The sequence below is a fragment of the Butyrivibrio sp. MB2005 genome, assembly GCF_000424285.1.
GTDB lineage: Bacteria > Bacillota > Clostridia > Lachnospirales > Lachnospiraceae > Butyrivibrio.
This window is the reverse complement of record NZ_AUJP01000004.1, coordinates 240,608-254,160: the sequence shown is the minus strand read 5'-3', so window position 1 is coordinate 254,160 and position 13,553 is coordinate 240,608. Positions and strand designations below refer to the sequence as shown.

Annotated in this window: 12 protein-coding genes; 1 reads left to right on the top strand and 11 read right to left on the bottom strand. The window is 41.9% G+C overall.

Features of this window, described 5'->3' with window-relative positions:
• Window positions 1-211 precede the first annotated feature (211 nt).
• Window positions 212-790 (top strand): GNAT family N-acetyltransferase, encoded by a 579-nt coding sequence (locus G610_RS0102500; RefSeq protein WP_035796662.1) that lies wholly within the window; start codon window positions 212-214, stop codon window positions 788-790.
• A gap of 77 nt (window positions 791-867) precedes the next feature.
• Here the strand turns inward: G610_RS0102500 and G610_RS0102495 are convergent, their stop codons facing one another.
• The 11 genes from G610_RS0102495 to G610_RS0102445 form a co-directional block, all read right to left on the bottom strand.
• Window positions 868-1,419: a GNAT family N-acetyltransferase gene (locus tag G610_RS0102495; RefSeq protein WP_026523520.1), complete on the bottom strand. Its 552-nt coding sequence runs from the start codon at window positions 1,417-1,419 to the stop codon at window positions 868-870.
• Window positions 1,420-1,502: 83 nt separating this feature from the next.
• Window positions 1,503-2,156 carry an HAD family hydrolase gene (locus G610_RS0102490; RefSeq protein ID WP_026523519.1) on the bottom strand — a complete coding sequence of 218 codons (654 nt, stop codon included), beginning with the start codon at window positions 2,154-2,156 and terminating at the stop codon, window positions 1,503-1,505.
• Between the two features lie 94 nt (window positions 2,157-2,250).
• Entirely contained in the window at window positions 2,251-4,332 is a 2,082-nt protein-coding gene (locus G610_RS0102485; protein WP_026523518.1) for a DNA/RNA helicase domain-containing protein, read from the bottom strand.
• 25 nt (window positions 4,333-4,357) lie between these two features.
• The gene (locus G610_RS0102480) at window positions 4,358-4,702 is read right to left on the bottom strand and encodes a phenylpyruvate tautomerase MIF-related protein (RefSeq protein WP_026523517.1); all 345 of its coding nucleotides are present in this window, start codon (window positions 4,700-4,702) and stop codon (window positions 4,358-4,360) included.
• A gap of 22 nt (window positions 4,703-4,724) precedes the next feature.
• On the bottom strand, window positions 4,725-6,308 hold the full coding sequence (locus tag G610_RS0102475) for an amidohydrolase (protein WP_026523516.1): 1,584 nt from the start codon (window positions 6,306-6,308) through the stop codon (window positions 4,725-4,727).
• Window positions 6,309-6,411: 103 nt separating this feature from the next.
• Window positions 6,412-7,188 carry an amino acid ABC transporter ATP-binding protein gene (locus G610_RS0102470; RefSeq protein WP_026523515.1) on the bottom strand — a complete coding sequence of 259 codons (777 nt, stop codon included), beginning with the start codon at window positions 7,186-7,188 and terminating at the stop codon, window positions 6,412-6,414.
• Window positions 7,172-7,960, bottom strand: a complete 789-nt coding sequence (locus G610_RS0102465; RefSeq protein ID WP_026523514.1) for an amino acid ABC transporter permease — start codon at window positions 7,958-7,960, stop codon at window positions 7,172-7,174. The genes G610_RS0102470 and G610_RS0102465 overlap by 17 nt, the downstream gene beginning before the upstream one ends.
• 118 nt (window positions 7,961-8,078) lie before the next feature.
• Window positions 8,079-9,014: a transporter substrate-binding domain-containing protein gene (locus G610_RS19430; protein WP_051197491.1), complete on the bottom strand. Its 936-nt coding sequence runs from the start codon at window positions 9,012-9,014 to the stop codon at window positions 8,079-8,081.
• Between the two features lie 236 nt (window positions 9,015-9,250).
• Window positions 9,251-10,081: an HAD family hydrolase gene (locus tag G610_RS0102455; protein ID WP_035796659.1), complete on the bottom strand. Its 831-nt coding sequence runs from the start codon at window positions 10,079-10,081 to the stop codon at window positions 9,251-9,253.
• Window positions 10,082-10,083: 2 nt separating this feature from the next.
• Window positions 10,084-11,808, bottom strand: coding sequence for a glycoside hydrolase family 3 protein (locus G610_RS0102450; RefSeq protein WP_026523512.1), 1,725 nt, complete (start codon window positions 11,806-11,808; stop codon window positions 10,084-10,086).
• Between the two features lie 17 nt (window positions 11,809-11,825).
• The gene (locus G610_RS0102445; RefSeq protein ID WP_026523511.1) at window positions 11,826-13,331 is read right to left on the bottom strand and encodes an MFS transporter; all 1,506 of its coding nucleotides are present in this window, start codon (window positions 13,329-13,331) and stop codon (window positions 11,826-11,828) included.
• Window positions 13,332-13,553 lie beyond the last annotated feature (222 nt).

Here is a 13,553-nt window from a genome sequence, read left to right as displayed (position 1 = left end):
GGGGTGAGTGTTACAGGAAATGCTTATCGAAAAAGTATATAAGTCAAATTATCATTTTCAATTTATATACCGAGCGAAGAAGTTACGGGAGAAATAAGTATATAAATTTGACTTAAGAGCTTTTCTTATATACGTTGTGCAAAAAGGCGCGTTACAAATATTTTAGTAACACTTTTGTAAAAAGACAGAATCGAGATTTGTGGAGGATGTTATGTTAAAAGATTATGAAATAGATAAACCAATCCTTGAAACGGACAGATTGATTATTCGTGTGCTTAACGAAAATGATGTGCCTGATTTAAAAGAGTGGCTTGGGAGAGATGAAATCTATACATATTGGGGCAGAAAAGCAAGTAAGAATGAGAAAAATCCTGAGCTTCTGTTTATTGATCCCCGACCTTGGGTAAAAAGAAAACCTTCTCCTGATTTTGATTGGGGAATTGTACTAAAAGAATCCAATAAAGTGGTGGGTATGATTTCGGTATTTAATATCCAAAATTCCAGAATGGGTGATATAGCATACAGAATCAATCCTGAGTACTGGCATATGGGAATTACTACAGAAGCTTTAAAGGAAGTGGTACGGTTCATATTTGAGAACACAGAAATAGACCGTTTGAACGGAAATGCGGATGTAAGAAACATTGCTTCAAATAAGGTTATGGAAAAATGTGGTTTTATAAAAGAAGGGACCGTTCGCCAAGGAAAAATGGTTTCTGTTTATTGTGATTATAATATTTATGGCATGCTCAGAGATGATTATGTGTGCTTGCATAATATAAACGATTAAATTAATCCCAGGAGTGATATGTACCCCTTTCACTGGTTGTCCAGTAAAAAAGGTACATATCACTCCTGGGATTTTTATTACTCAAAAATATTCACCATAATGATCTCGTCGCGGTAGGTTCCGTCCAGAAGTTTGAAGGCTCTGGGGTTGATGCCGTACTCCTTGAAGCCGCTTTTCTCGTAGAGGTGGCGGGCTCTTTCGTTGTCACTGTATACGCCAAGTTCTAGCTGTTCGAAGCCGTTGTGTTTTGCCTGCTCGATGGCAAGGGACATCATGTAGCTGCCAAGGCCCATTCCGGTGTATTTCTGACGAATAGACATTCCAAGATAGCCTCTGTGCATATATTTAAGATGAGGGCGAACCATGAACACACCGAGATCGCCGACGATCTGGTCTCCGAGGAAAGCATTGATCATGAAATCTGTCTTACTTGTTTCAAACGAATCAAGAAAGCCTTTCATTCTCTCCAGATTGAATGGGCCATCTTCCGGCTCTCTTGCCAGAAAATGTGTCTCTGCCGCAGTGGTCTCCCTAAGGTCTTTTAGAAGCGGCGCATCTTTTGAACGAGCACTTCTTATTATCGCTTCTTCCCCATTTGGAAAAACAAATTTTCTTTCTTCAATCAACATCTCTTATTCTCCCATTTCTCTACCATTCTTGTGTTATGCCAGATTGCATGCAGCACTGCATTTGCCGAATTCTTTTAAGCTGCCTAATTCCTTAGATATCCCACCACATCAATGAGACTCTCAAGCACTGTTTCAGAAAGCTCCTCCATCTCTTCATTAGAAGGCAAAAGATCAGGCACCATGATGGGTCTTAAGCCGCCAGCGTTAGCAGAGCGAATTCCGTTGTAGGAGTCCTCTATAGCATAGGCATCCTCCGGCTTTACGCCAATCTTTTCACAGGCAAGAAGGAAAATCTCCGGATCAGGCTTACTCTTTGAAACCATGTCGCCTGTCACCAGCTCATCAAAATAATCCAGAATTCCTGCATCTCTTAGCTGATTCTCCACGGTCTCCCTTTTGGTGGAGGAAGCAAGCGCTATCTTTTTCCCTTCATATTTAAGAAAATCCAGAATCGCATGTACGCCGTTTTTCATAGGAAGACGGCCGCCATCATATTTTTCGTGGTACATCTTAGAAGCTTCCTTAGCGTAAACATCGTATGGAAAATCATCGCCATAGGCTTCAAGCATTATTTCTCTGGTCCTTTGATCCGTTGTCCCGGTGCAGGCAAGATATGGCTCTTCCATATTTTCAATACCATATTTTTCTGCCAGCTCAAGCCAGCAATTCATAGTTGCTCTTTCTGAATCGAAAATAACTCCGTCCATATCAAAAACAACCGCTTCAAATTTTTTCAAATCCACGTCCTCCCATCAATCCATTTCTACCCACAAAAAGACCTATGCTTTTGAAACAGGTCTGTCACAATCAGTATGGAAAGCCCTTTTCATTTCAGAAATTACACCTGGATCTATCTATTCTTTCTCTAAAATAACCCATGTGTTCTTCATTGATACAATAGATATAACACTTCTTTAGCCCTCTGGTCAGAAGCATTCTGTAGCGGTTCTTAATGAGCTCAATTTCTTTTGTCGCCTTATTCTCCTGCTTAATTTCACTGAAATCCTTACCTATAATGACAAGAACCGTATCATACTCAAGCCCTTGAACCTCAGAAGGATTCAGTACTTCAAGCATGCTTTTTTTCCTGCTTTCATCCACATTTGGATTCAGTCTCCAATAAAACAACTGTTTTCCATCAATCTTGATGTCTTTCTCATATCCACTATCAAATTTATTAGTAGAAACGACCTGCAATTTGGGCTCTTCCCTTGCCACCTTCAAAATATCAGCTGCATTCTCGATCAATTCAACATCAAAATCGAACTCTATGTCGTCATCAAAAGCCAATGTTGAGCGCTCCATGTCAAGCAGGTCTTCAACCCAGCTTAAATAGCCTTCATCCTGATTACACCTGAACTGGGACCATAATCTGAAAACATTTGCATTGGGCTTGTCTGTTGCTGCCACACCCTCATTTTCTATATAGGGAATCACCAATTCTTTGTAGGCTGATTCGGAACGTTCCTTCTTATCAACAACTAAAACGCCCTCATCTATTCCTTTATCTTCCTCTAGAATTTTCTGCTTGCTGTCGTTAAAAAATACTGTGTACTTACTACTGTTTATCAGTCTTTTCAGCTGGTCAGCATCCGTTCCGTTAAAGCAGTGGGCCTCATCAAATATGATAACATCATAGGCAGGAGCACCTTCCTTCGCATTATCTAATTTCTCCCAATACTCCATCGATACACCCTTTTTCTGAAATTCTTCTCTCTTTTCTTCGATCAGACTTTTCAGCATGCCAACGGGTGCAAGCCTCTTATAAACAAACGCAATTTTTATCTTGTTTTCTTCTGAAACAGCATCATTAAAGTCCATACAATATCTTAGAAGAAACATTGCCAAAAGGGTCTTACCACTTCCCGGGCCGCCCTCTATCACATCAACTATTCTCTCATTTTCAGAAGTGATACTCTCCCACAGCTTTACATTTTTATCGTTTTTAAGCTTCTTTAGCGCTTCAGTCTCATCACTTTCAAAAAGGAACTCCAGTCTCTTTTCCAGATAATTGTCGTATTTCTTTTTAATGTTTCCACCTTCAAAATCATATCCACTCAAAAAGAAGGCCTGGTCCGGACGTAGAAATTTCCTGTATTCTATTACCTGATCCGGTTTACAAACAAGGATGTCAGCCAGTTCCGCCGACGATAATATACGATATTTGCTCTTTAATTTTATAAACACATTACGTGCATTTGAAGGAGCCTCATCTGTCCCGGAAAACTCCTCGCATATAAAATCAACTAATCTTTCTTTATCTTCTTTCAGGAATACATGATCAGCTTCGGTTATACCCAGCTCTGCGTCTTTTGGCACCTCCAGATTATGCATATACACACATGAGATGAGCTCTATAAAATCCGCATCACCCGGTATGTTTTTATTTTCCACAGAGCGCATTATATTATTTCTATATGCCGTCACCTGCCCCACAACTGTCTTTAATTCTACAAGTTTATCCCAGGCATTATGAACCCTGAATAGTCCTTCTTTTATTTTGCCTTTGCTATACTGCTTTAACTCAATAAGCAGTATTTTCATTTTATAGCCTGTTGCCTTGTCACCATAATAGCCACCTATCAGCATGTCCGCACGAACACCCGGCTCGCTATTATCACCTTTCATGTCCGTTTCACGATAATATTCCAGCCCTACAGATAGATTATCAGGTATTTTTTCATCGCTAAGAACCTCTCTCATATAAAAGCTAACTGACTGGCACCAGGCCCTTATTTCACTATTACTTACAGGGTAGAGATAATTAGCCCTTTTTATATATTCTTCCAGCCACTTTACCACCCTGGATTTCATGCTGCAGTCTTTACACCTTTTATTTTCTTCTTCATTACAGCATTCTGTGTTTTTGCAATCTGACAAAAAGGACTTTTTACTTTTTAGATATGGAAACATATATATCCTCTACGCAAAGAAAGAATCAGAAATTGTTGCCGTTCCAGCCCCAGTCGTGGGATGCTGCATATTTAATGTACATGTGATCAGGAGCTATGCCCAAAACCTCACCGTAAATCTTAGTGAGCTCTGCTGTCATTTTCTCGAAAGCAGCGGGATTGGGATCCCCGTATATATTAACTGCGATAAAAGCAGTAGGTGCTTCTCCCTCACCTCTGAAGAACATGTTCTGATCGTCTGCAAGATCGATCATGAGCCAGCTCTCGCTTTTTCCGGGAATAAGAGCTATAGCCTGACCAAGTCTCTCCTTAAGCTCTTTTCTCTGCTCGGGTGTTGTCTTAACGCTTACCTTTGAATCAATAAATGGCATAATTTATTCCTCCTTCATATTGTTAAATATCCAGTGCTTTTGCCACGGCGCCTTCAGGGATAGGGCACACATATCCTGAAGCTGTGCGCTTCTCAAATTCCGCTCTTGCTTCCTGCAAAAGATCACTGTTTTCATACAAATCAATCGCTGCCATGCACAAAACTTTTCCCGCATGTATTGCAGCCTTATGTCCTATGGAAGAACCGGCTGATGATACGTTCTGCCAGCTGTGGCCGGGACATCCGTTGGGCCATGCTGCCACGTGAATCTGCGCTGTAGGGCAAACCCAGCTCACATCTCCCACATCTGTGGATCCGGGTTCAAATGCATATCCCATATAGTGAGGAAGAAGAAAATCATTCATGGGACATGCAGCGCCCTCCTGGGTTCCGGTGCTGTTCGCATCATACACTCCAACGCCTTCAAGCTTCAGCTCTTCACCTAAGGTCTTACGAAGCGCTTTCACACTATCCGCATACTCTTCGTCAAAATCTGAACCTATTCCCGGCACATCTCCAAAGCCTTCGTAGCTTCTTCCAAGTCTGCCTGCAAAATCAAGTTCTTCCGGAGTATGCTCAGGAACTCCAAGCTCCTCGAAATTACTGTATAAAACCTTCTCAAGACTTCTATTGGTAACCGTATCTGAAAGGCCGTCAATGAACTCTCTGTCAAAGGTAGTCTCAGTCATCAGCGCTGCGCCTTCTGCAATCTTGTCGACTCTCTTTTGAAGTTCCACAGCCTCACTTACATGATTGGACCTGACCATATAAAGGACCTGAGCTCTTGGCTGAACCACGTTAGGACTCACACCGCCGCCATCTGTAATGGCATAGTGCACTCTCGCCTTCTCGCTCATGTGCTCACGTAAAAACTGAACGCCCACATTCATAAGTTCAACTGCATCAAGGGCGCTTCTTCCCATCTCCGGAGCTCCGGAAGCGTGGGATGCCTTTCCATGAAAAGTATACATAACCTGAATGCAGGAATTGGATGAACCAGTAACCACCTCGTTGCAGTCCGCCGGGTGCCAGGTAAGAGCAGCATCAAGCTTTTTCCACTCGCCATCCCTTGCCATAAAGGCCTTGGATGCACAGCCCTCTTCTCCGGGGCATCCATACAAAATCACTGTGCCTTCAGAACCCGATTCACTCAGATACTTCTTTATTCCAATAGCTGCCGCCAAAGCTCCTGCCCCAAGTAGATTGTGTCCACAGCCATGTCCTGTATTTCCTTTTTCAGAAGCCCCGCCACATGACTCTGCACTGCGATCGCAAGCTGCATCTGAAGCCTCCCCACTCTTTGGAACAAACTCCTTTTTCTCAGCTACGCCTCTCTCCTGAGAAAGCCCGGAAAGTGCGTCATACTCAGCAAGGATTCCGATAACCGGCTTTCCTTTTCCAAAGCTTGCTTTAAATGCTGTGGAAATATTGCAGATGCCCTTCTCCACTTCAAAGCCTTCCTGTGTCAGCTTATCACAGTACAGATTGCATGACTTATATTCCATGAGGGAAAGCTCGGCGTATTCCCAAATCCTGTCTGCCACCTCGCATATTAAAGCCGCCTTATTTTCTATTTCTTCAATCGCTGTCTTTTTGTTCTCTTTCATCCCATTTCCTGTTCGTAGTAGGAACTTTTGTAAGTTCATATTATTGAAAAAGCAGTGTACTTATCCCACTGCTTTCTCTTATCACAAATCTAATTTTATACGTTTACAGAACCTTACTCAAAAACTCCTGAAGTCTTGGATGTTTCGGATGTTCAAAAATCTCTTCAGGCGTACCCTGCTCAAGAAGCTTACCGTCAGCCATGAAAAGAACGCGGTTTCCAACTTCTCTTGCAAAGCCCATCTCGTGAGTAACAACAACCATGGTCATGCCTTCCTCAGCCAGCTGCTTCATAACATCAAGAACTTCACCTACCATCTCAGGGTCAAGTGCTGATGTGGGTTCATCAAAAAGCATCACTTCAGGCTCCATCATAAGTGCACGAACAATAGCAATACGCTGCTTCTGTCCGCCGGAAAGCTGAATTGGATATGCATCTGCTCTATCCTCAAGGCCAACTCTCTTAAGGAGCTCAAGCGCCTTTTTCTTTGCTTCTTCTTCTGAAACCTTCTTCACCTTAACAGGTGCCAGAATCATGTTTTCCATAATGGTCTTATGAGGGAAAAGATTGAAATGCTGGAAAACCATTCCCATCTTCTGTCTGTGAAGATCCATATCCACCTTAACCCACTTACCGTTTTCATCTTTATATTTTTTCTTGGTGATATCCACGTTGTCAAAAATGATGGCACCGCCTGTAGGCTCCTCCAGCAGATTAAGTGAGCGGAGGAAAGTAGATTTTCCGCTACCTGAAGGGCCGATTACAACCATTACATCACCCTTATCGATATCTACTGTCACGCCATCAAGGGCTTTGATGGCACCAAAATTATAATGTTTTTCAAGATCAGTTATCTGAATAAGCTTATCTCTTGTCGCCACGGCTCATCCTCCTTTCAAAATATGCAATCAGCTTACTTGTAGGGAAGCACAGGCAGAAGTAGATTGCCGTTGCCACAAGCAGAGGCTCGATTATGATGAAAGTTGCACCGCGAACAGCATTTACCGCTGACATAATATCCTGAACACCGATTGTATAAGTGATCGCAGACTCCTTGATGATTACAACGAACTCGTTTGCAATCGCAGGCAGGATATTTTTTATAGCCTGGGGTAAAATGATGTATCTCATATTCTGGAACTGGCTCATACCAAGGGATCTGGCAGCTTCAGTCTGACCACCGTCAATTGACTGAATACCTGATCTCATGATCTCACAAAGATATGCACCGGAGTTCATGCCAAGAGCAACTACGCCGGGGAAAAATCTCTCAAATTTGATGAATCCCAGGAATGTAAAGCTGGGAAGCTCAATAAGAGTACCAAATACGCCATAGTATATGATGGCAACCTGAACAATTACAGGAGTTGATCTGAGGATTTCAACGTATGCTGTCGCAAGAAAACTAATGGGATTAAATTTGCTTAGCGTAACGCCGAATCCCTTTTCCTTTTGATGTCCGTCCTTATCAAGACCAAGAAATGCCAAAGGATAGAATCGTGACATCCTCATGCTTGATAAAATCAGCGCCAGCACAAAACCGATCGCCACTGTAAAAAGTGAAAGCATTACGGTTACTACCATGCCCTGCCAGAAAAGGCTTGAGTATGATGAGATTTTGGGGAAATTCTCCCACTTAATAAAACTGTCCATAACGTATTTTTCTCCGAAATATTGTTAATAGTTTATACTAATATACCATAAAAACAGACTCGGAAATATATGCATTTCCGAGTCCGCATTTTCTTATATGCATCTGGTCATAACGGAATTACTGATCAAGAAGACCCTCAATGATCTCTCCGCTTGCCTGCTCGTTAGCTGTTGCAACAAATTCGTCCATTTTACCCTCTGAGATAGCCTTAGCGATTGCTTCGTTAACGCCTGCCTTAAGAGCATCATTACCCTTACTTACGCCGATTGCAGAACCCTCTGCTCCGTCATAAGGAACATCAAGTACTACGCAAAGCTCAGGATAGTTCTTAGCATAGCTCTCAGCAACTGCTGTCTCGATGTAAGCACCATCAAGCTTGCCTGCGATAAGCTCAGCAACGATATCTGTAACCTTTGTAAGCTGAATAATATCAGCGTCAGGGCTGTTTGCCTGAGCAAGGTCTACCTGGATGGCACCTGTCTGAGCACCGATCTCATACTCTGAATTATTGGTATCCTCAAGGCTTGTGAACTTGTCCTTGTTAGCCTGTGTGCAAACAAATGACTGCCCGCCTTCATAATAGATATCTGAGAAATCCATGATTGACTCACGCTTCGGGTCAGGTGAAAGACCTGCAACGCCAAGGTCAACTGCCTTGGTCTGAAGCTCCATGAGAACGCCATCGAAATCAACCGGTACTACCTCAAGCTCAAGTCCAAGATAATCAGCGATGTACTGAGCAAGAGCGATATCAAATCCTGCAAGAGTAGGTGTTCCGTCCTCACCTACTGCATAAAACTCATAGGGAGCAAAATCAGGAGAAGTTGCTACTGTAAGCTTACCGGGAGTAACTGTTGTGATCTCAGCTGCTGCCTCACCTGCTTCTTCTGTCTCTGCAGCATCACCTGCTGCCTCTGTCTCCTGAGCTGTATCAGCTGCTGCCTCTGTAGAAGCCTCTGTGCCGGGTGCGGTATCTGCCTTTGAACCGCCACATGCTGTCATGCTAAATGTCATTGCTGCTGCCATAATAACTGCCATAATCTTCTTTTTCATAATATGCCTCCTTCTTGGTTATGTTTATTCAAAACCATTATGTATATTTATTCAATTAATCTTGCATAATATACATACTAATACATAAATATAATTAATTCAATACCTAATTTGTTGATATTATATTTATTTTATATATAGGCAAAACAAGCGCCCTGCATGCTATCTGCGTGCAGAGCGCTCTGAATTTTTAAATATATTTTGTTTTCTGATATTCTATCGCAAAGAACGATTTATTATCTAAGATTATCCATAAATACTTTAAGCATCTTTTCCTGATAATCTCCGCTATATTGTCCGTCTAAAAACTTCGGAAGTGCATCCTTCAAAAGCGACTCCCAGGATTCTTCTTCATGATTTACGCAGATAGGATAGAAAAGAACCCCATTGGAATTAGCAGCATCCAGATCACCTACAGCATCGCCGCACATGATTATTTTTTTCTTATCATAACCTTTATCCGCAACACGGCCAATGCAATAAGCCTTACTTCCCATATCCTGAGTGCAAAGAAGATCAACACTGTCAAGAAGCCCAAATCGCTTCCACTCAGCCTTTACAGCCTCCGGATTAGCACTGGATACTACCACTACATCACAGTGTTTATGTATCTCCAAAAGAGCTTCCTTTACTCCTTCAAAAGGCTTTATATCATCCTCCGGAAGAGCTTCTATTTCTTTATTTACAACTATGCTCCAGCTTAAGGCCTTGGCAAAGATTTCATTTTCAGTGATCTTTTTTTCTATTGAATTATTACTGAGTTCATCTGCTTTTTCTGCCCAGTCTGAAAACTCTTTGATGCCTTCTATATGTGTATATTTTTCATTCACTTCTTTAAGCGCAATTGCCAGTCCCTTGAACCTGTTGATTCCCCTTGTGACTGAATAAAGGTTCACCTTATTCCAGCTTTCAAGGATTGCGTCCTGCCATTTCTCAAGATGCCACTCTTTTATCATGCATGGTCCAAAACATCTTATATGCTTGATATTCATGGTATCCATTGCGCAACCATCTGAATCCACGCATACCACGAAGTCTTTCTTTTTCTCAAAACTATTCCATTTCATAATTAAAGTCTCGTATCCCATCTTCCGCACCACACAAGCTCGTTGGCACGGCCTTTGAATTCAGATTTTCCTGTGAGCTTGTCCACAAGTGCATGTAAGTATTCCTGAGTATCTGAATAAGCATTTACGAAAGTCTTCATCATTGGTACATCGATAAGATGATTGGTGTAATTAAGTGATACTGCTACCGTAGGCACTTCACCCGCATACCAGGGTATCTGCACTGAATGTGATGCATCATACTTAACGCGCACGTTATTCTCCTGGGCATACCCCTTCATATTGATGACCAAAAGTACAATATCCGTTTCCGCCTTAAACTTTTCCCTGTTCTGATGAACCATCACCTTGAATCTGTTCATGGGACTTGGCTGTTCCATTTCATATTCATAGATATCCTTTGGCGCATTTACGTTAAAACCTGCATCCTCAAGTTCCTTAATGAGCCTTGCTTTGGCTTTATCTGCCCCATCTGTAAGAGACACCGGTGCACTTTCCAGGAAAAACAAAGTCAGATTTTTCTTTTCCTTAGGATTTATAGGAAGGAGTCCCTGTGTATCTTTTACAAGGGTAATGCTCTCATCTGCAGCCTTTGATGCAAGGGCGTGATGTTCAGAGCACCCTACAATATCAAGACCTTCCTTTGAAGGGAACTTATACTCATTAAGATTAAGCATAGCCTTCATCCCAAGAATCCTGTAAACAGCATCATTAAGCCTGTCTTCAGAGATTATTCCTTCCTCAAGACCATTCTTTATATACTGAATATCCTCTGCCGGGTCGTTGAAAAACAGTATCATATCACAGCCTGCAGCGATCACTCCCGGAATGTAATCTTTTCTGGGTGCAGCGGCTGTCAGACCTGCCATATGGGTTGCATCAGTTACTATAAGCCCGTTAAATCCAAGTTTTTTTCTAAGAAGATCCTGAAGAAGCTCAGGGGATAAAGTGGCCGGCTTAATATCGCTGTCCTTCATTCCGGGACAAAGCTTTTTTGAATATGCTCTCTGAGCGATATGCCCCACCATAATACTGGGAAGTCCCGCATCAATAAGAGTCTTGTAAACATATCCAAAACTTTTATCCCACTCTTCAACTGACAGATCGTTGCAGCCCATAACCAGGTGCTGGTCTCTTTCTTCGGAACCATCCCCCGGAAAATGCTTTGCTGCACAGGCAACGCCCCTTTTCATATTCTCTTCCATGTATGCGACTGACCTGTTTGCCACGAGCTCCGGATCATCGCCAAAAGCCCTCGTATTTACAATGGTATTTCTCCAATTAGATACCACATCACAAACGGGTGCAAAGACCCAGTTACAACCTATGGCTTTTGCTTCCACCGCGCCAACCTTTGCCATATCTCTCACGGTTTCTTCTGTCGTGCTTGCTCCGCAGGCAGCTCCGGATGCTACCATAGTCCCTTCAGAAACAGCACCGTTTCCTCCTGCTTCTGTGTTTGCTGCTATGAGAAGCGGCACCTTACTGTTTTCCTGAAGAAATCTGTTCTGCTCATACACTTCTTCCAAAGTCCCGCCCTGCCAGCGAACACCACCGATGTGGTATTCGCTTACAAGCTTCGACAGGGTCTCTTTATCCCGTTTTAGTGTAAGATTGATGAAAAGCTGTCCAATCTTCTCATCTTCAGTCAGAGAATTATAGGTATCTTCCACCCATCTGATCTGTGATTCATTTAAATTAAAGGGCTTTGCCTTAAGATCTATCATTTAATTTATTGCTCCATTCATACTGCTTTTTTATTTAATTCAATGTTCTCAATACTCTGAGATTCTTTTTTTATTTTTGCAATGTCCTCTGCTATCTCTTCCATCTTCTCTTTTGTAAGCGGATAGAAATGCATCGCTATCACATTACATACATATCCAAGAAGGATAATGCCAAACATACAGAAGATACCAACTGCTGCAAGACCTGTTGAATAAGGTGTTTCAGCTGTAGGAAGCTCTGATGATGAGCTGACCATTGCACAGAGCACACCTACAATAAGCGGTGCCAGTGAAGATACCAGCTTATCAATGAAGCTGAATATTGTTCCGATAAGTCCGGGCACATACTTTCCGCTGCGATATACTTCATAGTCTGTGCAGTCAGCTGTCATAGGATAAACAAGGTTTCCTGCAATCTGCTTAAAGCCTGTATACAGGATCATCAGTCCTACGAAAGCAAGTGAAAATGCGTTCCAACCTGCAAATTTTCCATCACCGGGAAGTGAAAGCGCTGTAGGATCACCGAAAACAAATAATCCGATGAGTGCAAGCATGATAACGATTGATGCATAACTTGAGTATTTAAAGCTCTTCATCTGACCAAATTTTCTTGCGAAGAATCCGATACCAAGGAAAATAATTACAATTGCAGGGATAGTTGTATATGCGCCTACAAGTCCTGCTGCGCCTGCATTTTTACAGATGATCGCATAGATGATTATTGATACAGTAGCGCTGCCATTCATCTGAGTAGCAAGTTTGTCTGTTGATGCACTGATAACAAGCATCTGAAGAGCCTTGTTCTTTTTAAGCACTTCAACATAATCCTTAAATCTGATCTTCTGTGTCTCTGTATTACCTGCGCCATAAAATTCAGGTCTGTCCTTCTGCCTGATAGCAAGATAAGCAATTACTGTAAGTGCAAAGGATGCTACTGCAAATACTTTCCACATCTCCTGGAAGTATCCCATATCAAACTGGTACATGTGCTTCTGCAGAAGATATGTGTAGGAATACATCGGTGCAAAAGTAAAGAACAGTGTTCCACAGATTCCTGAATAGATACCAAAAGTAGGTCTTTGCTTAGGATCACTTGTAAGGCAGGTCTGTGCTGATTTTGTAACAACACACTGGCATGTGTAACCAATGATATATAATGCATAGAAAAGCACGAAAATCAAAAACTGCGCTGCTTTAGGAAACATCGGTGTTACAAAAAACATCAGTGCAGATGTGCCCAGCATCACAAGCTGTCCTAACACAAGGAACGGTCTGTTCTTTCCAAATTTTCCATGAGTTTTATCTAAAATAATTCCAATTATAGGATCCGTTATACCATCCCACAGTCTCATGACTGTTGCCAAGGATGATGCGATAACTACGCCCACGCCAATGATTCCGTTGAGGTAATAAGAAATAAAGATCATTTCCCACATATACAGGTTAGTAGCCACATCATTTAGCGCCAGTCCCGCAATTTGCCACCATTTTGCTCTGTTAATACCTTCTAGTTTCTGTTCCATTTCTTCCTCCTTAGCTGCCCCCAATTGCAGCTCTTACGTTTTTTGATAGTGAAATAATAGAAGGATTTGAGCTTTTCCTCAATGACTATATTATGTTTTAGTAGTACTATATTTTCTTACGCGTGTTTTTAGAGAATATTGTATTATAATAAATAAATATAATATGTTTAGTGCATTAAAAAAGACTACCATAATAAGAATGTTCGGGAGGACCGGTTTTAT